Origin of the sequence: Embleya sp. NPDC008237, assembly GCF_042956465.1 — a bacterium.
GTDB lineage: Bacteria > Actinomycetota > Actinomycetes > Streptomycetales > Streptomycetaceae > Embleya.
The window spans coordinates 237,418-260,856 of record NZ_JBIBGL010000013.1 but is presented as its reverse complement, the minus strand read 5'-3'; the positions used below and the strand labels follow the sequence as shown (position 1 = coordinate 260,856).

Annotated in this window: 18 protein-coding genes; 11 read left to right on the top strand and 7 right to left on the bottom strand. The window is 71.5% G+C overall.

Features of this window, described 5'->3' with window-relative positions; genetic code table 11:
• Positions 1-150 precede the first annotated feature (150 nt).
• On the top strand, positions 151-900 hold the full coding sequence (locus ACFZBU_RS31330) for a FadR/GntR family transcriptional regulator (RefSeq protein WP_391587066.1): 750 nt from the start codon (positions 151-153) through the stop codon (positions 898-900).
• A 171-nt stretch (positions 901-1,071) separates the two neighbouring features.
• A complete protein-coding gene (locus ACFZBU_RS31325) occupies positions 1,072-2,259 on the top strand; it encodes a phytanoyl-CoA dioxygenase family protein (protein WP_391587065.1) in 1,188 nt (395 codons plus the stop codon).
• A 41-nt stretch (positions 2,260-2,300) separates the two neighbouring features.
• Here the strand turns inward: ACFZBU_RS31325 and ACFZBU_RS31320 are convergent, their stop codons facing one another.
• On the bottom strand, positions 2,301-2,696 hold the full coding sequence (locus ACFZBU_RS31320; protein WP_391587064.1) for an STAS domain-containing protein: 396 nt from the start codon (positions 2,694-2,696) through the stop codon (positions 2,301-2,303).
• Between the two features lie 281 nt (positions 2,697-2,977).
• Between ACFZBU_RS31320 and ACFZBU_RS31315 the strand changes: the two genes are divergently transcribed.
• Together ACFZBU_RS31315 and ACFZBU_RS31310 are read left to right on the top strand one after the other, a co-directional pair.
• Positions 2,978-4,708: a SpoIIE family protein phosphatase gene (locus ACFZBU_RS31315; RefSeq protein ID WP_391587063.1), complete on the top strand. Its 1,731-nt coding sequence runs from the start codon at positions 2,978-2,980 to the stop codon at positions 4,706-4,708.
• The gene (locus ACFZBU_RS31310) at positions 4,705-5,700 is read left to right on the top strand and encodes a B12-binding domain-containing protein (RefSeq protein WP_391587062.1); all 996 of its coding nucleotides are present in this window, start codon (positions 4,705-4,707) and stop codon (positions 5,698-5,700) included. The genes ACFZBU_RS31315 and ACFZBU_RS31310 overlap by 4 nt, the downstream gene beginning before the upstream one ends.
• A gap of 31 nt (positions 5,701-5,731) precedes the next feature.
• Here the strand turns inward: ACFZBU_RS31310 and ACFZBU_RS31305 are convergent, their stop codons facing one another.
• From ACFZBU_RS31305 to ACFZBU_RS31295, 3 genes are all read right to left on the bottom strand, one after another.
• Complete coding sequence (locus ACFZBU_RS31305; protein WP_391587061.1) at positions 5,732-6,112, bottom strand: STAS domain-containing protein; 381 nt, start codon at positions 6,110-6,112, stop codon at positions 5,732-5,734.
• Between the two features lie 340 nt (positions 6,113-6,452).
• Positions 6,453-7,115 carry a peptidyl-tRNA hydrolase gene (locus ACFZBU_RS31300; protein WP_391587060.1) on the bottom strand — a complete coding sequence of 221 codons (663 nt, stop codon included), beginning with the start codon at positions 7,113-7,115 and terminating at the stop codon, positions 6,453-6,455.
• Between the two features lie 203 nt (positions 7,116-7,318).
• Positions 7,319-8,197 (bottom strand): alpha/beta hydrolase fold domain-containing protein, encoded by an 879-nt coding sequence (locus ACFZBU_RS31295; protein WP_391587059.1) that lies wholly within the window; start codon positions 8,195-8,197, stop codon positions 7,319-7,321.
• Between the two features lie 334 nt (positions 8,198-8,531).
• Between ACFZBU_RS31295 and ACFZBU_RS31290 the strand changes: the two genes are divergently transcribed.
• Entirely contained in the window at positions 8,532-12,032 is a 3,501-nt protein-coding gene (locus ACFZBU_RS31290) for an ATP-binding protein (RefSeq protein WP_391587058.1), read from the top strand.
• 112 nt (positions 12,033-12,144) lie between these two features.
• Positions 12,145-13,407, top strand: a complete 1,263-nt coding sequence (locus tag ACFZBU_RS31285; protein WP_391587057.1) for a phytanoyl-CoA dioxygenase family protein — start codon at positions 12,145-12,147, stop codon at positions 13,405-13,407.
• A gap of 51 nt (positions 13,408-13,458) precedes the next feature.
• Here the strand turns inward: ACFZBU_RS31285 and ACFZBU_RS31280 are convergent, their stop codons facing one another.
• Positions 13,459-14,565 carry a hypothetical protein gene (locus tag ACFZBU_RS31280; RefSeq protein WP_391587056.1) on the bottom strand — a complete coding sequence of 369 codons (1,107 nt, stop codon included), beginning with the start codon at positions 14,563-14,565 and terminating at the stop codon, positions 13,459-13,461.
• Between the two features lie 308 nt (positions 14,566-14,873).
• Positions 14,874-15,362: a hypothetical protein gene (locus tag ACFZBU_RS31275; protein ID WP_391587055.1), complete on the bottom strand. Its 489-nt coding sequence runs from the start codon at positions 15,360-15,362 to the stop codon at positions 14,874-14,876.
• Positions 15,363-15,618: 256 nt separating this feature from the next.
• Between ACFZBU_RS31275 and ACFZBU_RS31270 the strand changes: the two genes are divergently transcribed.
• The 4 genes from ACFZBU_RS31270 to pssA all read left to right on the top strand — a co-directional run bounded on the left by ACFZBU_RS31270 (position 15,619) and on the right by pssA (position 20,430).
• Positions 15,619-16,506 (top strand): NAD(P)-dependent oxidoreductase, encoded by an 888-nt coding sequence (locus ACFZBU_RS31270; RefSeq protein ID WP_391587054.1) that lies wholly within the window; start codon positions 15,619-15,621, stop codon positions 16,504-16,506.
• 330 nt (positions 16,507-16,836) lie between these two features.
• A complete protein-coding gene (locus ACFZBU_RS31265) occupies positions 16,837-18,534 on the top strand; it encodes an amidohydrolase family protein (RefSeq protein WP_391587053.1) in 1,698 nt (565 codons plus the stop codon).
• Between the two features lie 395 nt (positions 18,535-18,929).
• Positions 18,930-19,595, top strand: coding sequence for a phosphatidylserine decarboxylase (locus tag ACFZBU_RS31260; protein WP_391587052.1), 666 nt, complete (start codon positions 18,930-18,932; stop codon positions 19,593-19,595).
• Entirely contained in the window at positions 19,582-20,430 is an 849-nt protein-coding gene (gene pssA / locus ACFZBU_RS31255; protein ID WP_391587051.1) for a CDP-diacylglycerol--serine O-phosphatidyltransferase, read from the top strand. The genes ACFZBU_RS31260 and pssA overlap by 14 nt, the downstream gene beginning before the upstream one ends.
• Positions 20,431-20,582: 152 nt before the next feature.
• Here the strand turns inward: pssA and ACFZBU_RS31250 are convergent, their stop codons facing one another.
• Complete coding sequence (locus tag ACFZBU_RS31250; RefSeq protein ID WP_391587050.1) at positions 20,583-22,838, bottom strand: ATP-dependent RecD-like DNA helicase; 2,256 nt, start codon at positions 22,836-22,838, stop codon at positions 20,583-20,585.
• Positions 22,839-22,999: 161 nt separating this feature from the next.
• Here ACFZBU_RS31250 and ACFZBU_RS31245 point away from each other — a divergent pair, with 161 nt between their 5' ends.
• Positions 23,000-23,428, top strand: coding sequence for an SRPBCC family protein (locus ACFZBU_RS31245; RefSeq protein ID WP_391587049.1), 429 nt, complete (start codon positions 23,000-23,002; stop codon positions 23,426-23,428).
• The last annotated feature ends 11 nt before the right edge of the window (positions 23,429-23,439 follow it).

Genomic DNA, 23,439 nt, shown 5'->3' with positions numbered 1-23,439 from the left:
GGGCCCGGCCTTGGGGCTTCGGTCCTGGACTCGAAGTCGGGAAACGTGTGGTCGGACCACAGTGTGGTGTGCACACGGTAAGGGCATGTCATGCTGTGCCACAAGACGCGGGTCCCGACCCGCACCCGGACTCGCTCCCGAGGAGCCCCTGTGAACGACGGCCCGGACTGGCGCCCGGTCAAGCGCGTGCGTGCGTTCGAGGAAGTCGTCGCGCAGATCGAGGAGCAGATCTCGACCGGCCGGCTGCGCGCGGGCGACAAGCTCCCGGGCGAGCGGGCACTGGCCGCCGCACTCGGGGTCGGCCGCCCGTCGGTCCGCGAGGCGATGCGCGTCCTGGAGGCCATGGGCGTCCTGGTCGCCAACACCGGCAGCGGCCCCGAGGCGGGTGCGATCCTGGCCGGATCGGCGGGCCCGGCGCTGACCGGCGTGCTGGGCCTGCACCTGGGCCTGGCCAACTTCGCGGTGGACGACGTCGTGGAGACCCGGCTGTTGATCGAGTCCTGGGCCGTCGAGGCCGCCGCACGCCACGCGAGCGAGGCCGACCTCGACCGGCTGCGCGCGATCGTGACCGCGATGGACGCGCCGGATGTGTCGGCGGAACGGTTCAACGAGCAGGACACCGAATTCCACACCGCGATCGCGGAGTTGTCCGGCAATGCGCTGGTCGCCACGTTCATGCGCGCACTGCGCGACACGGTACGTCGGCACCAGCAGCGCGCGGTTGCCGAACTGGGCCCGGACACCGGCGCGTTGCGTGCGGATCACCGGGCGATCCTGGCCGCGATCGAGGCCCACGACCCGCATGCGGCCGCCGCGGCGCTGGCCGCCCACCTGCGCCGCGCGTATCCCCGGGTGGCGCGGATTCGCGCGGACCGGTCGGGGGACCGGAATTCGGACTGACGGTGCGTCATGTGCCTTGTGGGGTAAGGCGATCCGTTTTGGGAGTGGGCGGGGCGGGTGGGAAACACCCGTCCTGTGGTCCGGTTCCGGGGAAAGCTTGGAACGGTCTGGTAACCCACCGCGTTCGCCCGGCATACTGCGCGGCAACGTACAGCGCAGGAGGTCGCGAGGATGCTCGGGCACGACCGGATCGACGCGGAGACGTACCATCGGGACATCGTCCCGGGATTGCTCATCGGGGAGCCCGGCAAACGGGCCGAGGCGGGACTGCGCGGGCTCGATCCGCTCGGCATGCGGATCGGCGAGGGCGCGTGGACGTACCGCGCGCACGGCGCACGGCTGCGGATCGTGGAGGGGATCGACCCGGACGCCACATGTGTGGTGCGGTTGTCCCCCGACGCGTGGACCGACCTGGTCACCCTGCTGCGCACCGCGGCGGCGCTCGCCATCGCGGGCGACGTGCACACCGAACGCGGGAGTGTGCACGAGTTGTTCCGCTGGGAGCCGGTGCTGCGCGCGCTCTATCAGGGCATCGAGATCTACCTTCCGCACGGCAGGGAGGTGTTCGATCGGCACGGTCGACCCGTGGACCCCGCTGCCGAACTGACGCTCGATCACTCGGATCGCGAACTCGCCGACCACTTCGAGGCAACCGGGGTGATGCGGGTGCGCGGGGTGTTCTCTCCCGCCGAGATCGCCGTGTTCGAGGCCGAGGTGGATCGGCTCGCCGCCGAGGCCCGACCGGACGACGACCGGTCCTGGTGGGCGGAGCGTGAAAGCGGCGAACAGGTGTTGTGCCGGATCGTCTACGCGAGCGAGCGCTCGGCGCCGATCGGCGCGCTGGCCCAGGATCCGCGTCTGGTCCGGCTGGCCACGCTGGTGCACGAGGACCTCGCGGCGTCCACCGACCGGATGGAGGGGATCTCGGTCCTGCTCAAGCCGCCCGGTCGGCTCAAGGGCCTGGCCAACATCCCGTGGCACACCGACTGCGGGCTCGGCGGCCATCACATCATGTGCCCGTCGGTGGCCATCGGCATCCAACTGACCGGCTCCTCCGCCGAGAACGGCTACCTGGAGGCGATCCCGGGCTCACAGGGCCGCACCTGTCCGCAACCGAGCGCCGCCGAACTCGCCGAATTGCCGCACCTGACGGTGCCCACCGATCCGGGCGACGTGACGGTGCACATGACCGACGTGCTGCACGCCTCCCCCGCACCGATGGGGGTGGGCGGACGACGCACGATGTACGTCACCTTCCATCCGCCGACCCTGTTCGAGCACGTCGGTCCCGGTGAGGCGGTCAACGACCTGATCCGCAGTCGCAGTGCGGGCGAATTGGAGGCCGGGCTGGGGCGTTGAGCCCCGCGGTCGGTCGTGGCGCGGCCGCGGCCGGGTTCGGCTCAGCGGTGCGGTGCGGTGGGGACGGCTGCGGATTCCACACTGAGGATGCGGTCCAAATGGGTGATCCGCAGCACCCGCGCGGGCTGCGGGCCGACGCCGCACACCACGACGTCGCCGTCGCGGTCGCGCAAACGGCGGTAGCCGTACACCAGGCTGCCCAGGCCGGACGAGTCGATGAAGGGCACGCCCGACAGGTCGATCCGCAGACTGCGCGCGCCCTCGTCGACGAGCCGGTCCACCGCCTGCCGGAACACCGGCGCGGCCGTCATGTCCATGTCGCCCTGTACGGACACCGTGCCGCCGAGGTCGGCTTCCATCGTGGTGTGCACGATGCACGGCCTGGCCGAGAACGATGTGTGATCGACGTCGTCCGGTGGGAGATCGTCAAGGCTCATGGGGAGCACTCCACCTGATCAAGTGTCGGTTCGGTCGCGTACCGCGCGACCGCTCGGTACGGTTCGCACGTCTCGGGAGGAATCTCCGCATCCCTCCCGGAAACGACAGGACCGCATCGGCACCCTACTCGTCGCATCGGCCCCTCGTGGACCGTCTTCCCCTATAGGTGTGATTCCGGCGGAACCCACACCCGCGCGACGTTTCCGGTCGTACGGTGAAGGTTGCGCGAGCGCCGGCGCGAGCCGGCTCGAAGCGCACGGACGCAAGGGATTCCCCAGCCATGACCGGACAACGCCCCTCCGGGGACGAGCGCGGCGGCGACACGCGGGAGCCGGCCGCCGATCGGCGGACCAACGGCTTCAAGCCGCCGCGCATCCCGGACGAGCCCGCGCCGCCCTCGTGGTCGCTCGGCGACGTGCTCGACCAGAGCGACACCGGCGTGGTCGTCTTCACGCCCGAGGGCACCGTGTGCTACCTCAACGCCGCGGCGGGGCGACTGTTGCCGGATTGCGCCGTGGGCACGGCCCTTCCGTTGTTGCCCGCGACCGGAACCACGTGGCAGGGCGAGATCTTCGACCGGCGCGTGCGCGGTCGGCGGGCGGTGCTGGCCGACGGTCACTACGCCTGGTACGTACTGGATACCACCGCCGAACGGCGGCGCGAGGACGCGCTGTTGGCCGAGCGCCGGCGCAAGGTCTTCCTCGCCGAGGCGGGCCGCATGTTGTCCGCGACCACCCATCCGCGCCGGCTCACCGATCTGGTGACCACGCTGCCGGCCCGGGAACTGGCCGACTGGGTCGCGCTGTCCGTGCCGAGCATGGAGGACGGCCGGCTGCGCACCACGTACGCACCCGCCACCGGCAGCCCGATCGCCCGGGTGACCAGTGGTCTGGGCGCCGCGTGGACCGCCCCGGCGGGGGTCGGCCGGGTGCTCCGCACCCGGCGGCAGGAGCTGCACCCGCTGATGGACCGGGCGTTGCTCGCCCGACTGGTACCGGACGAGGCGGTCGCCGATCTGGTCGCGGTGGACGCCCGCTGCGCGCTGGTGGTCCCGGTGCACACCGACGACGACGCGCCCTCCGTACTGACGTTCGTGCGCTCGGCGACCTCGGAGCCGTTCACCGAGGAGGAGATCACGCTCGCCGTCGACTACGCCGAACGGGTGGGTGTCGCGCTGCGCACGTCGCGGTTGTACGTCGAACAGGACAGGCGCACCATGCTGTTGGCCCAGGCGCTCGTACCCGGCCCACTGCCGGAGGTGCCCGGTGCCCGGATCGCCGCCCGCTATCGACCCGTCGCGCTGACCGACGGCCTGGGCGGCGACTTCTACGCCGTGCACCCGACCCCGGTCGACGGCACCTGGGCGTTCTCGATCGGCGACGTGTGCGGACGCGGCACGCCGGTGGGCATGTTCAGCTCGCGGTCGCTGCTGATCCTGCGCACCGCGGCGAGCGCCGGCTGCGCGCCCGCGCACCGCATGGCGCTCCTGGACGCCGAGTTGACCCTCGGCGACCCCTCCCTCGTGCTCACCGCGATCACCGGCGACTGCTCGGTGCACCCGGACGGCTCGGCGCTGATCCGGCTGACCTGCGCCGGGCATCCGCCGCCGCTGTGGATGGATCCGGCGGGTCGGGTACGGGCGATGGCGTTCACCGATCCGCTCGTGGCGGGCATCCCGGGCACCGTGTTCGGCGAGCGGGAGTTACCACTGGCACCGGGCTCGACGCTGCTGCTGTACAGCGACGGGGTCACCGAGGCGCGCGACGCGGACGGCGAGGCGTACGGCGTGCAGGCGCTGCGGCACGACCTGGCGTCCTGCGCGGGCATGCCGGTGGACGCGCTCGTGGAACGCCTGGAACAGCGGCTGATGGTGCACCTGGGCGACGCCCCGGTCGTGGACGACGTGGTCCTGCTGGCCGTTCACATCCCCTACCGGGACGACGACGAGGCGCTGCCGAATCCGGCGGAGCTCGGCTGCCCGGTTCCCGACGAGCATCCGGACGGCGCATGACGCACGTGGTCTCCGACGAACTCGACCTGTTCCTCGCGCACATCGGACGGGCGGACGAGGTCGAGGCACTGACCCTGGTTCGCAACCTGCTCGGCAGGGGGGTGCCCGGCGAACGGGTGTTGACCGACCTGGTGATCCCGGCGCTGCGCACGGTGGGCGACCGGTGGGCGAACGGCGAGTGGAGCGTGGCGCGCGAACACGGCGCCTCGCACATCACCGGTCGGGTGGTGCACCTGATCGCGGACGCGACGCCGCGGCCACGCTCCGCGGCCCGGGTCGTGGTGTGTTGCGCGCAGGGCGACTGGCATGGCCTGGCGTCCACGATCCTGGCCGCGCTGTTGCGGGTGCGCGGCATCGAGGCGATGGTCCTGCCGCCGGGCACCGGCGCGGGCGAACTGGCCCGCGTACTGCCCGATGCGGGAGCGGATTCGGTCGCGATCGGCTGTATGGTCTCCACCGCGCTGCCGGGCGCGCGGGCGATGGTCGAGGTGGCCCGGCGGGTCGGCGTACCGGTCCTGGTCGGCGGCCCGGGCTTCGGTCCGGACGGCCGGTGGGCGGGCCTGGTCGGCGCGAACGGCTGGGCACGGGACGCCCGGCAGGCCGCCGACGTGCTGGCGAGCCCGGACTGGCCCACGATCACCACCCCGGCCCCGCGGCTGCGCCACCTCCCGGACGCCGCCCACGACAGTGTCGGCCTGCTGCGCACCCCGCTGGTCGCCGCCGGCATGGCGGCCCTGGTCCCGATCGAGGGTCAACGCTCGGACAGCACGATGCGGGACGGCCTGGTGAGCGCCGTCGACGCGCTCGCGGTCTCGCTCTTCCTCGACGACCACGTGCTCTTCGTCGACTTCACCCGCTGGTTCGCCGACGTCCTGGAGCACCGCCAGGTCAAGCGGGAGGCTCTCGCCGCGGCCTACCGCGCCTTCGCCGCGCAGCTGGCCCACATGCCGCGAGCGGGCAGCACCCTGACGGCGGCGGGGGCGGTGTTGTAGGAGCGAGGGTGCGGGGCACGGCCCCGGCGGGTCAGCCCGCGGCGCTCAGGTCCTCGTCCGTGGGGGTGTCCTCGCACAGGGCCTCGTCCAGGTGCGGGTGGACGTCGAAGAGGCGGCGCAGGCCGAGGGCGGTGAAGACGCGGTTGACGTGATGGTCGTTGTTGCTGGGCATGACCAGTCGCAGGGTGCCGCCGGTGGAGCGGAGCAGGCGACGCGCGGCGACCAGGGTGCCGATGCCGGTGGAGTCGAGGAATTCCACCCCGGTGAGTTCGAGGACGATCCGGTGGTCGCCGTCGGCGACCGCGCGTCTGACGTGCTCGCGCAGTTCGGGGACGACCGCGTAGTCGACCTCCCCGAGCACGTGCAGCACGGTCCAGCCCTGGAGATCGTCCTTGATCACCTGAAGAGTCACGCGCCGGCATTCCCCTCGCCCATGGTGTCCTGAGCCGCGACACAGGATGCCCGCAACGATCGGCGACCCGTCCCCCATCGGATGCGCCGACGGATCCGGGGAGGCCCTGGACACGTGGCTCGGGAGCCGGGTGGTCGGCCCGGCCTGTGACCTACCGTAGTGGGCCCCGGGAGCCGGGGCAGTGACGATCCGGTCACGTACGGGTCTCGGTTGCAGCGTACACGGATCGTCGGAAGCCGCTCCGGAGCGGCGTCTTCCACTTTGCCGACCCACTCGATGACGCAACGTCACATCGCCCGACGCGCCGGCAAAGTGTGCGACCGGATCGGGAAAGCGCTGCTCAGCGGGTCGTCCACGGCACGTCCGCGACCACCGTGCACGAACCCGGCGCGATCTCGGTGAAACCCGCGTCGCGCACGATCGGCCGACCGCTCGTCGTCAACGCCGGCCACGCGGCCGGTTCGGCGACCCGGACCGCGAGATCGAAGTCACGCTCCGCCCATTCCTTGCGCCCGGCCGGGCCCATGCCCAGCCACGCGAGGTGACTGCCGTGCCCCACCTGCGCCATGGCCTTGCCGGCGGTCATCTCCAGCGTCGGGTTCAGCCACAACACGGGCTGCCCGGGCGCGGCGGCGGGCGGCGCGGCCGGTTCGTCCAGGTCGGTGCCCGAGACCTGCAGTTTGGCCAGATCCTTGGGCCATCCGTCGAGCGGGATCGGCGGGTACACCCGAACCTCCGCCGTACGGTGGGCCACCGTGATGCCCGGCAGCGTGTTCGCCCGCCGCCACTCGCCGCCGCGGGCGCGCCGGACCACCTTGCGGATGCGGTGGCCCTGCCAGGCCTCGACCACGTCGTGCCATTCGCCGTCGGGGTCGGTGGACCTGGGGTCGGCCAACAGGACCAGGACCGCGCGTGCGGCGGCCTCCAGGGCGTCCGTTCGGGCCGGCGGGTCGTCCTTCTCGATGTGCGCCACGAGGGGGAGGACGTATTCGATGGTGCTCACGAGTCGATCATGCCCTGCTCGTGGCCGCGTGGCCCCGTTGGGAGTCCTCGGTCTCGTGGCGCGGTTGCCGTTGCGATTCGGGTGGGGAGTTCTTTTGCCCGCCCGCCCACCCGTTGCCTCGGGTGCGGAGGCCGGGGTCGGAGGGCCTCGGGGCCGGCTGTGCGCGCCCCGAGGCCCTCGGCGGCTTCTGGGCCGTGTCCGGCCTAGGCTTCCATTGCCCTTGTGGTCAGGAAGCGGGCGATGGTGCCGATGGCTTCCTGGGATTCGGGCATGGTCGGGTCGATCGCGGGCCAGGCGTGCGGGACGTCGGGGACCAGATGGGCCTGGACCGCGACACCCGCCGCGGCGGCCCGGGCGGCGAACGCGGTGCTGTCGCCGAGCAGGGCCTCGTGGCAGGAGGCCAGGAGCAGGACCGGCGGCAGGCCGGACAGGTCGGCGAACAGCGGGGATGCCAACGGATCGCCCGGATCGTGCAGTTGCAGGTAGATCTCGGCGGCCTCGCGCAGCGACTTCTTCGAGATCAGTTGGTCGGTGTCCGCGTTCGAGTCGTACGTGGGCTTGGTCACGGTCAGGTCCAGCCACGGCGACAGCAGCACCATGCCGGACGGCAACGGCACCCGGGCGCCCCGGGCCGCGATGGCCAGCGCCGCCGCCAGCCCGCCGCCCGCCGAGTCGCCGCCCACGAACGGAGCCGGATGCGTGTCGCCGCCCGTGTCCACGATCGTGTCGTACACGTTCGCCACGTCGTGCAGCGCGGCCGGATACGGCGCCTCCGGCGCGAGGCGGTATTCGACCAGCACCACCCGGGCCCGCGCGGCCAGCGCGAGCCGCGAACCGATGCCCAACCAGCCCGTGGCATCGCCCATCCGGTAGCCGCCGCCATGGAAGTAGAGCAGTGTCAGCGCCGGGTCCGGCACCTCCAGGAACGTGCACGGCACGCCGCCCACCAACTCCTGACGCACCGTCACGCCGGCTTCCGGCTCCTGCCGATACGCCGCGGTGCCACGCCGCCGCGCGTCCAGTTCGTCCGACGCCGCCCGCCCTTCGCGTACCGGCGGCAGATTCCAACCATCCAGGCTCATCCGTGCCCCTCCCCAACCGAAACCCGAGTGTCCACACACCCGATGCCCACCCGACGGCTGCCCCGATACCGGATCCCGCACGCCCGGCAACGGACCGACTGTCCGGGTCCGTACCCGACGGTGCCGTGCGGCCGACAGCCTCGGGGAAACCCGAGTACGGATCAAGTGATTGGCCGGGTTGTGACATGGGGCCGGCGCAATTGGCCGCCGGGTGCACCGTTCGGTTCGTACCATGTGGCGCGCGGGGTCCTTCGAACCGCTCCCGGACCGGCGCCGGGGAATCGGTTGTCGCGAAGACGACAGCAGGAGGGGGGTCCGTCACATGGTGGTCCGGGTGCGTGTTCTCGGCCATGTCTGCGTAGACGGCCCCGCGGGGCGCGCCGCGGAGGATCTCCTGGGCGGCCCGCAGGCCCAACTCGTCTTCGCCGCGCTGGCGCTGGGGCGCCGGCATCCGGTGCCGCGCGAGGAACTGGCCGCCCTGCTGTGGCCCGAGCAGGCGCCCAAGTCCTGGGAGGGCGCGCTGCGCGGCGTGCTCAGCCGGGTGCGCGGCTTCCTGGGCCAGGCCGGATACGACGCCTCGTCGGTGCTGCGCCACCGGGCCGGCTGCTACGTGTTGTCCCTGCCCGAGGGCACCGAGGTCGACGTGGAGGCCGCCGAGAGCGCGCTGATCGAGGCCGAGGCACTCGCGGTGCACGGCGCCTTCGCCCAGGCCCGCTCCCGGGCCCACGACGCGCACGAGATCCTCGCCCTGCCGTTTCTGCCCGGTCAGGACGGCGACTGGGTCAACGAGCGGCGCACCCGCTGGCGCTCGGCCAGGCTGCGCGCGCTCGCCGTGTCGGTGACCACCGAATTGCACCTGGGCCGGGCCGACGCGGCGGTGACCCGCGCGGGCCAACTCGTCGATCTGGATCCGTTCCGGGAGAGCAGCCACCGCCTGCTGATGACCGCACACGCGGCCGGCGGCGACCGGGCGGCGGCGCTGCGTGCGTACGAGCGATGTCGGCGCCTGTTGGCCACCGAGTTGGGTGTGGGCCCCTCCCCGGAGACCGAGTCGGCCTTCCTGCGCCTGCTCGGCGACGCCACGCCGCAACCGCTGCCGGTGCCCGCACCCGCCGCGCGGTTCGCCTCGCCCACGCCCGGCGGGGACGCCCCGCCCGCCCCGGCGCCCACCCGCTCGGCGCACGACGTGTTCCCGCACGGCGCCCCGGGCCCGATCGTGGGCCGCTCCGCCGAACTGCGCCTGCTGGAGGAATCCACCGGGGCCGACGTCGGTTCGCGCGTGGTGCTGGTCAGCGGCGACGCCGGCATCGGCAAGTCCTTCCTGCTGAGCGAATTCGCCACCCGCGCCGGCCGCAACGCACTGGTGCTGACCGGCCGCAGCGACGAGGGCGTGGCGGCGCCGTTCCAACCCTTCGTGACGATGCTGCGCGCGCACCTCGCCGACGTCGCGGCCGACGAGTTGCGCGAGCGGGTCGGCGACCTGGGCGGGGAGTTGCACCGGCTGCTCCCCGAACTGCCCCTGGCGCCGGCCGGCCTGACCCAGCCTCAGGGCCCACCCGACTCGAACACCGAGCGCTATCGGCTGTTCGAGGCGGTGGCCGGGGTGTTCCGGCACGCGGCCGGCCGGGGCGACCTGGTCCTGCTGCTCGACGACGTGCACTGGTCCTCGACCTCGACCATGCTGATGCTGCGCCATGTGGCCCGGGCCCTGGTCGGCACCCGCGCGGTGCTGGTGATCGCCTACCGCGACACCGGGCTCGGCCCGGTGCACCCGATGACCAGGCTGATCGCCGACCTCTACCGCGACCTGCATCCGCTGCACGTGCCGCTCGGCGGCCTGGACGTGGCGGCCCTGGTCGAACTCGCGCACGTGCTGGCCGGCCCGCTGCCGCCGCGCGCGGAGGGCGTCCGGGCGCACGTCCTGCGCGAACTCAGCGACGGCAACCCGCTGCTGGCGACCGAACTGCTGCGCCAGTGGGCGGACGTCAGCGACTGGTCGGCGCTGGGCAAGAGCGTGCCCGCGGACGTCCCGCGCCGGGTGCGCAACGTGCTCCGTCAGCGGCTTCTGGGCCTGCCGCAGTCCACCCTGGAGGCGCTCACGGTGGCCGCCGTGGTCGGCCCGGCGTTCGACATCGACCTGGTCGCCGCGGTGCATCCGGGCGGCTTCGACACCGTCGTGGATGCCCTCGACGACGCCGAGCGCGCACACGTGGTGCGGGCCGAGGAGACCGACCGCCCGGGCCGCTTCACCTTCGTCCACGCCCTGGTCCGCTCCACGCTCTACCAGGAGTTGCCCACCGCCCGCCGGCTGCAACTGCACCGCAAGGTCGGCCTGGCCCTGGAGGCACGCGGCGACCGGGACGCGCACCTGCCCGAACTGGCCCACCACTTCCGGCTGGCCTGCCGGTTCGGCGAGGCCCGTCGCGCCCTGGACTACGCCTGGCGGGCGGGCGACGAGGCGCGCGACGGCGGCGCGTTCGAGGTGGCCGCCGAACACTACCGGCAGGCCCTGGAGGTGCTGCCGATGGTGAGCGATCCGGCCCCGGAGACCCGCTGCGACCTGCTGCTCTCGCGCGGCGCCGCGCTGGACCGGTGCGGCGATCGGCGCTGCCGGGAGGTGCTGCGCCGGGCCGCCGAGGAGGCCCGGGCGTTGTCCGACCCGCGCCGGCTGGGCCGGGTCGCGCTCGCCATGGTGCGCCTGGGGCAGGTCTACCAGGTGGGCGTGGACCTGGAGTTGGTCGCGCTGCTGCGCGAGGCGCTGGCGGCGCTGCCGATCGCGTCCGGCCTGCCGGCCGATGTCGCCCTGCGTTCGCTGCTGCTGGCCGCGCTCGCGGTGGCGCTCACCTTCGGGCACGATCGCGAGGCACGGCTGACCATGCTCTACGAAGCGCTGGACACCGCCCGCGAATCGGGCTCGCACGATGCGCTGGCACAGGGTCTGGAGGCGCACCACCTGGCCGCGTCCGGCCCGGATCTGGTCGACGAACGGTTGCGGATGAGCAGCGAGTTGACCGTGCTCTCCGGACTGACCGGTGATCAGGAATCGTTGTTCCGCAGCCACTTGAACCAGGCCTACGACCTGGTGGTGCGCGGCGCGATCCCGGCCGCCGAGCGCGAGTACGCGCAGGCGCAGCGGGTGGCCCGGCGGCTGCGGCATCCGTGGTTCACCTGGGAGGTGTTGATCTACCGCTGCGGCCTGGAACTGCTGCGCGGGCGGACCGCGCGGGCGGCCGACGTCCTGGCCGACGCGCTGCGGTTGGCCCGCCGATCGGGGCTGCCGCGCGAGGCGGTGCGCTCGTTCAACCTCGCGCAGATCCTGGCGGTGCGCTGGGAGCAGGGCCGGTTGGGCATGATGGCGCGCCGGGCCGCGGTGGCCGCGGACTGGTCGCGGGACGTTTCCTGGTGGCGGATCCAGGCGTGCTGGGCGGCGTCCGCGTCGACGGATCCCAAGGCGGCGCGCGAGGAGTTCCACACGTTGTGCGTGCCGGGTTTCGCGGGCATCCCGATGGACCTGTTGTGGACCGGTTCGCTGATGCGGCTCGGCGAGGTCGCGATCGAACTGGGCGATGTGGAACGCGGTCTGCTCGTGAGCGAGGCGCTGACCCCGTACGCTGAGCACCTGGACTGGACCGGCTCCTCGCTCGGCCCGGTGCGCCGGGTGCTCGGCGGGTTGGCCGCGCTCGTCGGCGACGGGGCCGCGGCACGCGCGCAGTTCGAGGCCGCGTACGCCCGGTGCGTGGAACTGGGGTTGCCCGGACACGCCGAGCGCACGCTCGGGGACGCTGTGCGTCTGCTCGGCGAACCGCTGGACACCGGCGTCTCCTCGCTGCGTTGACTGGCTGTCACCTTGCGCTTTCGCGCTGCTCTGACGCTGTTCTGACGCTGTTTGCCTACCGTTGGTGACGACCCGGTCGGTGTATCGGGTGCGGAACGGGGAGGACGGGGCAATGGGGATTGCGGGCGCCGGATCGGCGGTGGCACACGACGCCGAACGTGGCACGTTCAGTGTGTTGGGTTGGCCGGTGGTGTGCTTCGAATCGTTCCATCGAGTGGAGTTGCCGCGCCGCCTGGAGGGCGGACTGGGCGAACGGGTCGCCTGGGACGTGGCCGGCAAGGCCCCGATCGCGCTGTGCATGCCCAACGGTCGGGCATACAGCTACGTCGAGGACCGCGGCGAGGTGCGGATCGTGTCCGGGGTGAGCGCGGACGCCGAACTGGTGGTCGAGCTCGAATCCGGTGCGTGGCAGGACTACCTCTACGAACTGCGCACCAGCCGGGGGCTGGTCGAGTCGCACGCGGTGCGGTTCGTGCGCGGCGGGTTCGACGACTGGGACGTATGGGAGCCGGCGATCCGTTGCATGTACTCCGGCACGCCGATCTACCACCCCGAGGCACTGGATCTTCGCGACCTCGCGGATCGGCCGATCGACCTGCACCGGGACTTCACCACCCACGACGACCCCGACGAGATGGCGCATTTCCTGCGGGCCACCGGCTATCTGGTGGTGCGTCAGGTCTTCGACGCGGACCGGGTCGAGGAGTTGGCGGGCGAGGTGGACCGGATCCGGGGTCTGTGCCGCGAGGGCGACCGGGGATCGTTGTGGGCGGACGGGCCCGGCGGGCTGCGCGCGCCCTACCGGTTGACCTATCTGGGCATGCGCTCGCCGCGGATCGCCGCGCTGGCCGACGACCCGACCGTACGCATGTTGTGCGGTCTGGCCGGGCAGGACGTGGTCGCGGTGACCGACCGCGACTCCGGACAGATCGCCGTGCTCAAGGAGTTCGGCACCACGCCCGAACCGCTGTCCGTTCCGGACCTGCCCTGGCACAAGGACTGTGCGCTCGGTGGTTGTCCGATCACGTGTCCGCGCGTGCACGTGGGCATCCGGCTGGACGCGGTGAGCCAGGACAGCTCCCAGCTCTACGCGCTGGCCGGCTCGTGGGGCACGGTCGCGCACGAGCGGTACACACCGGCCCAGTGGGCGGAGTTGCCGGTGGTCGGGATCACCACCGAACCCGGCGATGTGACCGTACACATGGGCTGCGGCCTGCACGCGGGACCCACGGCGACCGGCCCGGCCCGCCGCCGCACGCTGTACGTGCAGTTCGACAATCCGCGCATCTTCGACGTGACGAACCCGTACGAGACGTACGAGCAGGTGATCCCGGGCTACGGGAACGGCGATCTGCTCACCATGTCGCGGATGTGAGCGGGACACGGAGCGGCGGGTAGGCGAGCCCGGCTGCGGCGCGGAGGGGCCTCAGCGGGGGTTGCGTTTGGTGACCTTGCCCTGGGCGTCGGCTTCGAGGGATGCCTTGCCGGCGGAGTCCGTGACGGTGACCCGGATGGTGAGCGTGCCGGTCGCGGCGTCGGGGTCGAAGGTGATCCGCCACGAGGTGGGGTCGCTGATGCCCAGTTTGGTCTGTGCCTCGCGGACCAGGGCGGGGAGGCGTTCGTAGGGCAGGGCGTTCAGGTCGATCACCGCACCGGGTTGCGGCGGGGTGCCCCGGATGCCGCGGACCGCCATCACGTGTTCGTCGATGCTGAATTCACTGGCGATGCCGGTGTGCATCCCGGTGATCAGCGAACCGGCGGCGCGTCGCATCTCGCCGTTGTCGAGCATCGATCCCGAGGTCGCCGTCCCGGTGACCGTCGAGGTCGAGGTGGTGGACGAGGACGAGTGGCTGTCGGTGGTGGTCGTCGAGGACGAGGAGGACACCGTGCTGGGGCGGTCGTCCTGCTCGAACAGGTCCGCGCGGAAGAACAGGACCACGGCCGCGGCGCCGAGCAGCAGACCCGCGGTGGCGAGCAGGCAGAACGCGCCTTCCGCCTTCGGACCCGCCACGAGTGCGGACTCCGGGGCCGAATCCACCGATTCGGTCGCCGCTCGGCGGGCCCACTCGCCGGGCGGCGAGGTGAGGATCTTGACGTCCCACGGCTCGTCGCGGCGGTACTCGACCACGATCACGCCGCGCGGCCGGTAGTCGGGGATGTCCACCAGGTTGATGTCCTGGCTCGTCTCGACCCGGTACGCGGCCCGCTCGTCCGGCGCGACGGTCAGTACGAACTCGACCGGCACGTTGGCGGATTCGCCGCCGATGGCCCGCCGGCTCTCGATCACGGCCAGTGCGGGCAGGGCCGGGCCGCGCGGGTTGCGCGCACGATGGATGCGTCCCGCGACGCTCACGACGACGACGTCGAGTACGAAGAGCCCGACGCCGATCGCGACCACGAGCGGGCGTTCGAGAATGCCCCCGACCACGAAGCCGGCCAGCGCGATGCCGATCACGCCCCCGCCGAGAAATCCGCCCACGGCGGCCCTGAACCGCGCGCCGGCGGAACTCTTGCGGGTTTCGATGATCGCCATGGCGGCGATTGTGCCGGGCGCGGATGGACGGCGAAAGGCGCCCGGGCGAAATGCGGATCCCGGCTCCGGGGACGTGGGGAGATCCCCCGAATCAGTGCCGCACACCACCCCACGACAGGCGATCCACCGCCCCGAAACCACGGCCCCGCCGGCACCACCGAGCCCGCGCACGCCGCGACGCCCGACCCCGCACCGCCGCTCCGCGCCGCCCGGCCCGCGCCGCCCGACCACGCGGCCGATCCGGCATCCGCCCACCCGCGACGCGCGGCCCCTCGGCAGCCGCCCCGCTCGGCCCGACCCGACCCGCCTCAGTGGCGGATCGCGTGGCCGATTTCGGCCTTGTTCACGTCGGTCAGCTTTCGGTTGCTCTTCGCGGTGCCCTTGGCCTGCTTGCCGGCCTCGACGTTGTCGATGTTCAGCACGATCGCGTCCAGCAGCTTGCCGCCGGCGTCGCGGAACTCGACCGCGATGGTGTAGTCGGCGGTCTCGGCGGTCTTGTTCTCGACGGTGACCTCGGCGGTGGTGCGATCGCCCTCGGTCCGGATCGGGCCGACCGAGGCGTCGGCCGTCGCGTCGAGGCCGCCCTTGATCTCGGCCAGTTTCGAAGCCGCCGCCGCGCTCGCCGAGGACAACGCGTCCTTTGCCTCCGATCCGGCCGACTCCAGCGCGGAGGCGATCGAGGTGGGCGCCGAGTCGTCGGCGCCGCCGTCGTTGTCGTCGCCGCACGCCGCCGAGGTCAGGGCCAGTACGGCGGCGATCGACAGCGCGCCGACGGTACGGCCGTACTTGCTCGCCATGGTCGTTGCTCCTCGCCTGGGGCCACGGGGCAAAAGGGGTGCCCGCATACGAAAGGCACGAGTGTCCACACGGCGGCCGGTTAAACGCCCCGCTCGGCCACCGGGTCGTCGACATGGCCGATGAGCTCGATGCTTACCTCTATGTCAGTACCTGACAAATTAGTAGGTACTTGTGGGAAGGAGTGTGTCGATCAAGCATGGTGCCGGTGGCGGACGCCCCGCCTCCCCCACCCCACCGACGCTTGGAGAAACCCCCGTGAGCGAGCAGCACCCGATCCCCGTGAGCGTCCTCGGCCTCGGTGCGATGGGCCGGGCGATCGCCGACGCGATCCACCGGGGCGGCCACCCCACCACCGTCTGGAACCGCACCGCAGGCCGCGCCGACTCCCTGGTCGCCAAGGGCCTGGCCCTCGCCCCCACCGCGACCGCCGCGGTCGAGGCGTCGCCCGTGATCGTGGTGTGCCTGCTCGACGACGCGTCGGTACGCGCCACGCTGACCCCCCTGGCCGACTCGCTGGCCGGCCGCCTGGTGATCAACGTGACCACGATGACTCCGCGGCAGGCCAGGGAGGCCGCCGCCTGGGCCGCCGAGCACGGCATCGAGTACCTCGCCGGCGCGATCATGGCCATCCCGCAGATGATCGGTCTGCCGGTCGCCTCGCTGCTCTACAGCGGCTCGACGGCGGCTTTCGACACGCATCGCCCGCTGCTCGAACTGCTCGGCGGCGCGCGCTTTTTCGGCGGCGACGCGGGGCGCGCCGCGCTGTACGACCTGGCGCTGCTCGGGTCGATGTACGCGATGTTCGCCGGCGTCGCGCACGGCGCCGCGATGGTGGCCTCCGAGGGGTTGCCGACGGCCGAGTTCGTGGCCATGGCCGGGCCCTGGATCAGCGCGATGACCACGGGCCTGCCCAGACACGCGGAGTACTTCGACAGCGGCGACTACGCCGCCGAGGTACAGAGCCTGGACTTCAACAAGGCGGCCCTCGACACCATCGCCGAGACGAGCCGAGAGCAGGGTGTCGGCACCGACGTGATCGCCGCCGTACAGACCCTGATCGACCGTCAGGTGGCGGCCGGCCATGGCAAGGACAGCTTCGCCCGGATCTTCGAGAGCATCCGCCGCCCGGCCGACGCATCCTGACCCGCAGCCCGCACGGCCCCTGGCCCAAGGGCCCGCACGGGTCCCCGACCCGAAGGCGCACGCACCCCCCACCCATCCCGACCCGACCCGCCCACCCCGGCTCGACCCCACCCGGCCCGATCCCCGCACTCCGAACCACGCGGCGGGATCGGGCCTCACCACGTCCGGGCCGAAGCCCGACGCACCACGCCCCTTGAATAGTTCACCAGGTTAAGTTACAACACGTAACGTAAATCCCGAGGAGCGCACCCGGCCCCGAGACTCGCCGTCGGATCGGACCCGCCCACGTCGGCACCCGTGATCCGGCACAAGTAATAGGGAGAACAGCCCATGGCCGATCTGCTGGTACGCGGAGGAACCGTCGTGGACGGAACGGGGGCGGCCCCGTTCCGAGCCGACGTGCGCGTCAAGGACGGCGTGATCGTCGAGGTCGGGCCCGACCTGGCCCCGAGCGGCGGCGAGCGGGTCGTCGAGGCGGCCGGCGCCTACGTCGCACCCGGCTTCATCGAGGCGCACACCCACGTCGACGGTGCCATGTGGTGGAACCCGGACCTGGACCCGCTGCCCGCCTACGGCACCACCACGGTCGTCTTCGGCAACTGCGGCATGTCGGTGGCACCGCTCCAGGAGAGCGCGCGCGGACCGGTGCTCGACCTGTTCTGCTTCCTGGAGGACCTCCCGCTGTCGGCCTTCCAGGACAAGGTGCCGTGGACGTGGGAGCGCTGGCCCGAGTACAGCAGCGCGGTCAAGGGTCAGGCCGTCTCGGTCAACGTGGCCGGCTTCGTCGGGCACCTGACCCTGCGCACCACGGTGATGGGCGCAGAGGCGTCCTGGTCCCGCGCGGCGACGCCCGAGGAGATCGCGGAGATGGCCGCGCTGCTCGATGAATCGTTGACTCATGGAGCAATCGGTTTGTCGACCAATGTGTTCGACAAGGATCGCTACCTCAAGCCGGTACCGACCCGACTGGCCGAGGACGCCGAGTTCGAGGCGCTCGCCGACGTGCTCGCCCGGCACCCCGGCGCGACGCTCCAGATGATCACCAGGTTCAACGAGCCGGAGAGCATCGACGCCGATGTGGAGCGATTCGCCCGAATCTGCAAGCCGCGCGGGATCCGCGCCCAGTGGACCGCGATTCCGTCCACCGTGCGGGAGGACTACCTGCGCGAACAGACGATCGCGCTGCATCGACGGCTGCGTGCCGACGGCGTGGACTTCTGGCCCAATGTCCCGCATAAGCCGCTGGAGCCGTTCTTCAACTTCGAGCGCGCGCTCACCTTCCAGCGGGTGGCCGCCTGGAACCACTGGATCAACGGTCCGGCCGAGACCAAGCTCGCCACGCTCGCCGATCCGCAGTGGCGGGCGCAGGCCCGCGAGGACTGGGACAACCGGGTCTCGTCGTCGACATCTCGACTGGATCGCCCCGAGTCGCTGATCCTCGCGATCTCCGAGACCGGCCACGGCCCTCTGGACATCTCGCTCAAGGAGTACGCGGACCGGGAGGGACTGCACATCTCCGACGCACTGGCCACCTGGATCGGCAACAACGGCATCCTGTCCTGCCTGCGCGGCATCCCGGACGAGTTCGACGAGCCGGTCGTGGCCGGCCTGTTCAACGAGCCGCACACGCTGACCAACATCAACGACTCCGGCGCGCACCTGCAGCTGTTCTGCGGCTCGGGCGAGAACGTCTACCTGCTCACCCGCTACGTGCGCGACACCGGCCTGATGACGGTCGAGGAGGCCGTGCACAACCTGACCGGCAAGCTCGCCGGCTTCTTCGGCCTGAACGACCGGGGGGTGATCGCCCCGGGCCGGGCGGGCGACCTGGTGGTGTTCGCGCTCGACGAGATCGAGGTGCGGCCCGAGGAGAAGCGGTACGACAACCCCGACGGCTCGTGGCGCTTCACCCGCGGCCCGGCCGGCGTCCGGGCCACCATCGTGCGCGGCGTGCCCACGGTGCTGGACACCGAGCCCACCGGGGAGCGGCCGGGCACGATGGTGGGGCTTGTTTCGTTGCAGAACTGACGGAACGTCACATAAGCGCGTTTACCCTTGGGGTACGGCGGTGGGTCGACCGACCTACCGCCGTGTCACATTTTTGTGACGATCCACCATAGGCACCGTCAAGGGACGCGAGTCGAAGGAACGCTACGGCCAACGTGATCGATGCCACGGACCGCGTACGGGGAGCGGGACCTGCGGCCTCTTCACAGCAGGCATGCGCGGAGGGCAACCTTGTGGATACGGGCAACCGGGTCCACGGCCGAAATAGACTCGAACAGCGTCCGAATTACGCGGGTTCGAGCAGGACCGGTTCGCCGTGAGCGATCACCGCCGGAAGCGCGATGGCCCTCCGTCTAGGTAGCATCCGCCGAGTGCCGCCCGTTACCGACGGGCACGCCCCCCGACAAAGGTTCTCGATGAGTGACGATTCCCCCTCGCCGGCTTCGGCGGGGTTCGCGCCGAGGCAACAGCCGCGCCTGGCCAAGGGAGCTTCTCCCTGGCTCGTGCCGACGGCTGTGACCGGCGCGTTGACCGGCTTGGCCGCACTGCGCAACCGGCGCTGGGCCTTCGCGGCCGTGCCGACGCTGGCGCTGACCGGTGGCATGCTGTGGTTCTTCCGTGACCCGGAGCGCACCATCCCCGCCGACGGCGTGATCGCCTCGGCCGATGGCGTGGTCCAGAGCATCGACGCCTGGCCCGACGGCCGCACCCGGATCGCGACCTTCATGAGCCCGTTGAACGTGCACGTGAACCGTGCGCCGCTCGACGGCGTCGTGAAGTCCGTGGAGCACAAGGCCGGCGGATTCGTCCCGGCATTCAACAAGGAAAGCGAGCACAACGAACGCGTTGTGTGGATCTTCGACACCGCGATCGGCGATGTGGAGCTCGTGCAGATCGCCGGCACCGTGGCGCGGCGCATCGTGCCGTATCTGGAGCCGGGTACCGAGGTCGCCTGTGGCGACCGGATCGGGCTGATCCGGTTCGGTTCACGCGTGGACGTGTACCTGCCGCCGGGCATCGAGCCCGCGGTGACCGTGGGACAACGGACAACGGCGGGAGAGACACGTCTTGACCGGGACTGATTACGACGATACGACCGACCTGGACGCCTCCGAACTGAACATTCTGGGCACCCCGGTCGAGGACGATCCGCAGGCGTGCCTGTCCGCGCGGATCTCGGTCGCGGACGTGCTCACGCTGGGCAACGCGGCGAGTGGCTTCATGGCGATCTACTTCCTCGCCTGTTCGGTCATGGCCGCGCGCGGTGGCGACGTGGGCGTCTCGGCCGAGCGCAGCCTGGCCGCGGCCGTGGTGCTGATGCTGGTCGGCGCGCTGTGCGACCTGTGTGACGGCATGGTGGCGCGCAAGCTGCGGATGTCCTCGCTGGGCGCGCAGCTGGACAACCTCGCGGACGTGATCACCTTCGGCGTCGCACCGGCGTTCTTCGTGGTCACCTGGGCGGCGGTACCGATGAACACCGGGCAGGCGCCCGCCGCCGTCCTGGTGGCGCTGTCGGTGCTGATCGGCGGCGTGTTGCGGCTGGCCAGATTCGCGACCACCCCGGGACGCCCGGGGGTCTTCCAGGGCATGCCGATCCCGATGGCCGCGATGACGGTCGTCTCGATCGTGTTGCTCGACCTGCCGTTCACACCCGCGGCGGTGCTGATCGTGGCCGTGTCCGGACTGATGGTGAGCCGGATCGAATACCCGAAGCCGCAGGGCAACATGGCGATTCTGGTGATGGCCGGGATCGGCCTGAGCATGAGCTGCCTGATCGCCTGGGCCGCCGACGCGCCGGGCAGCGAGTGGATGCTCAACATGGGCGCCACGACCCAGGTCACCCTGGCGCTGCTCGTGCCCGCGATGGCGATGGCCCGCAAGGGCGTCGAGCGCATCGGCCTGCGGATGATCCGCTAGCCGAGGCGCACCCCGCGTCACCGAAACGCCGTCACCCACCGGGTGGCGGCGTTTCGCGTCGTTCCCGCGGGGCGGGCGCCGAGCATGCCCTCCCCCGGGGCGCAGCGGGCCCCGAGCAGCCCTCCCGGGGCCACAGCAGCCCCGGGCGCGCCCTACCGCATCCGGTGCGCCAGCCCGGTGAACCGCTTGCCCGTCGAGGCGGTGCGCACCGCCTGGCCCAGCGCGCGCCGCGAGCCGACCAGCACCACCAGGCGCTTCGCGCGCGTGATCGCTGTGTAGAGCAGATTGCGCTGGAGCATCATCCAGGCACCCATGGTGACCGGGACCACCACCGCCGGATACTCGCTGCCCTGCGAGCGGTGGATGGTGACCGCATACGCATGCGAGAGCTCGTCGAGTTCGGCGAAGTCGTAGTCGACCTCCTCGTCCTCCTCGGTGCGCACGACCAGCTTCTGGTCCTCGGGAGACAGCGCAATCACCACACCGCCGGTGCCGTTGAAGACGCCGTTCGCGCCCTTGTCGTAGTTGTTGCGGATCTGGGTGACCTTGTCGCCGACCCGAAAGGTGCGCCCGCCGAAGCGCTTTTCCGGCAGGCCCTCGCGGCCGGGCGTGAGTGCCTGCTGGAGCAGCAGGTTGAGCGCGCCGGCGCCGGCCGGGCCGCGGTGCATCGGGGACAGCACCTGGATGTCGCGGCGCGGGTCCAGGCCGAACTTGCGCGGGATGCGGCGGGCGACCACGTCGACGGTGAGCGTGGCCGCGTCCTCGGTCTCCTCGGCGGGGAAGAGGAAGAAGTCGGCCAGGCCGTCGGTGATCGGCGGACGGCCCGCGTTGATCCGGTGTGCGTTGCCGACCACGCCGGACTGCTGCGCCTGACGGAAGATCCGGGTCAGCCGCACCCGGGGCACCCGCTCGGCCGCGAGCAGGTCGCGCAGCACCTCGCCGGCGCCCACGCTGGGCAACTGGTCCACGTCGCCGACGAACAGCACGTGTGCGCCGGCGGGTATCGCCTTGATCAGCTTGTTGGCCAGCAGCAGGTCGAGCATCGATGCCTCGTCGACGACGACCAGGTCCGCGTCCAGCGGCCTGTCCTGGTCGTAGGCCGCGTTGCCGCCGGGCTGGAGCTGGAGCAGCCGGTGCACGGTGGCCGCCTCGCATCCGGTCAGCTCGGCCAGCCGCTTGGCCGCCCGGCCGGTGGGCGCGGCCAGGATCACCTTGGCCTCGCGTGCGCGGGCGAGTTCGACCACGGAGCGCACGGTGAAGCTCTTGCCGCAGCCGGGGCCGCCGGTGAGCACGGCGACCTTGGCGGTCAGCGCCAGTCGTACGGCCTGTTCCTGTTCGGGGGCCAGCGCGGTGCCGGTGCGGGCGCGCAGCCAGTCCAGGGCCCGGGTCCAGTCCAGGTCGGCGAACGCGGCCAGTCGGTCCTCCCGGGCGCCCAGCAGGGTGCGCACCCGGCCGGCGAGGGAGAGTTCGGCGCGATGGAAGGGCACCAGGTAGACGGCCTGGACGGGATCGCCCTGGGTGCCGGAAACGGTGACCGGGCCGGGCAGTTCCTCGCACACCACCCCCTCCTCGCCGACCAACTCGTTGAGGCAGCGCACCACCTGCACGGAGGGCACGTCCAGGATCTTGACCGCCTCGGCGACCAGGACGTCCGCGGGCAGGTAGCAGTGGCCGCTGTCGGTGCCCTCGGACAGCGTGTACTGCAGGCCCGCCTTGATCCGCTGCGGCGCGTCGTGCGGTATCCCCACGGCCTTGGCGATCGCGTCGGCGGTCTTGAAGCCGATCCCCCACACGTCGGCGGCCAGCCGGTACGGCTCGGTGCGCACCACGGTGATCGACGCGTCGCCGTACTCCTTGAAGATGCGCACCGCGGGCGACGTGGAGATGCCGATGCCCTGGAGGAAGACCATCACCTCCTTGATCGCCTTCTGTTCCTCCCACGCGGCGGCGATCAGCTTGGTGCGTTTGGGGCCCAGCCCCGGGACCTGGATGAGTTGGGTGGCGTCCTCGTCGATCACGTCCAGCGAGCGCACCCCGAAGTGTTCGACGATCCGGTCGGCGGTCTTGGGGCCGATGCCCTTGATCAGTCCCGAGCCGAGGTAGCGCCGGATGCCCTGCACGGTGGCCGGCAGCACGGTGCTGAACGACTCGACCTGGAACTGTTTGCCGAACTGCGGGTGGCTGCCCCAGCGACCGCGCATCCGGATCGACTCGCCGGGTTGGGCGCCCAGCAGCGCGCCGACCACGGTGAGCAGTTCGGTGCCGTGTCGGCCGGTGTCCACGCGGGCGACGGTCCAGCCGTTCTCGTCGTTCTGGTAGGTGATGCGCTCCAGGACGGCCTCGAGAACGGCGCCTGTCCCGCCCCCCGTTTCGGCGCCGGGCGGCATCCCCGGCAGCGTGCCTGTCATGCCGCCCGAGACTAGCCAACCGCAGTGACAGCAGAACTAGAACACGTTCTCTTTCTGCTCGTCGACACCATTGACTGTGTCACATATCGGCGGTACGTTCCGGGGACTCCATGCTCCGAGCCGCAGGTTCACCGCAGCTCAAAAACCGTGAGGACACACGCATGCCCGTCATCAACGAGCAGGTCGAGATCGCTGCCGCCCCCGAGGCCGTGTGGGCCAAGCTGACCGACTACAGCGTCTTCGGCGAGTGGATGGTCCCGCACGTCGAGTTCCCGGGCGGCGCGCCGGAGAAGCTCGAGGCCGGCGTGACCTACGACGAGAAAATGAAGCTGATGGGCTTCCCGGCGGACATCAAGTGGACGATCAAGGACGTCGAGGCGGGCAAGTCGCTGGCGCTCGACGGCAAGGGTCCGATGGGCGTCATCATGACCGAGGTCTTCATCGTCGAGGCCGCGGGCGCGGGTTCGGTGCTGCGGATCGAGTCCGAGGTCAAGGGCGGCGCGGTGCAGATGATGGCCGGCAAGGTCACCAAGGCCACCCAGGAGGCGCTGATCGAGTCGCTGGCCAAGTTCGCCGCGCTCGTCAAGTAACCCGCCCGGTC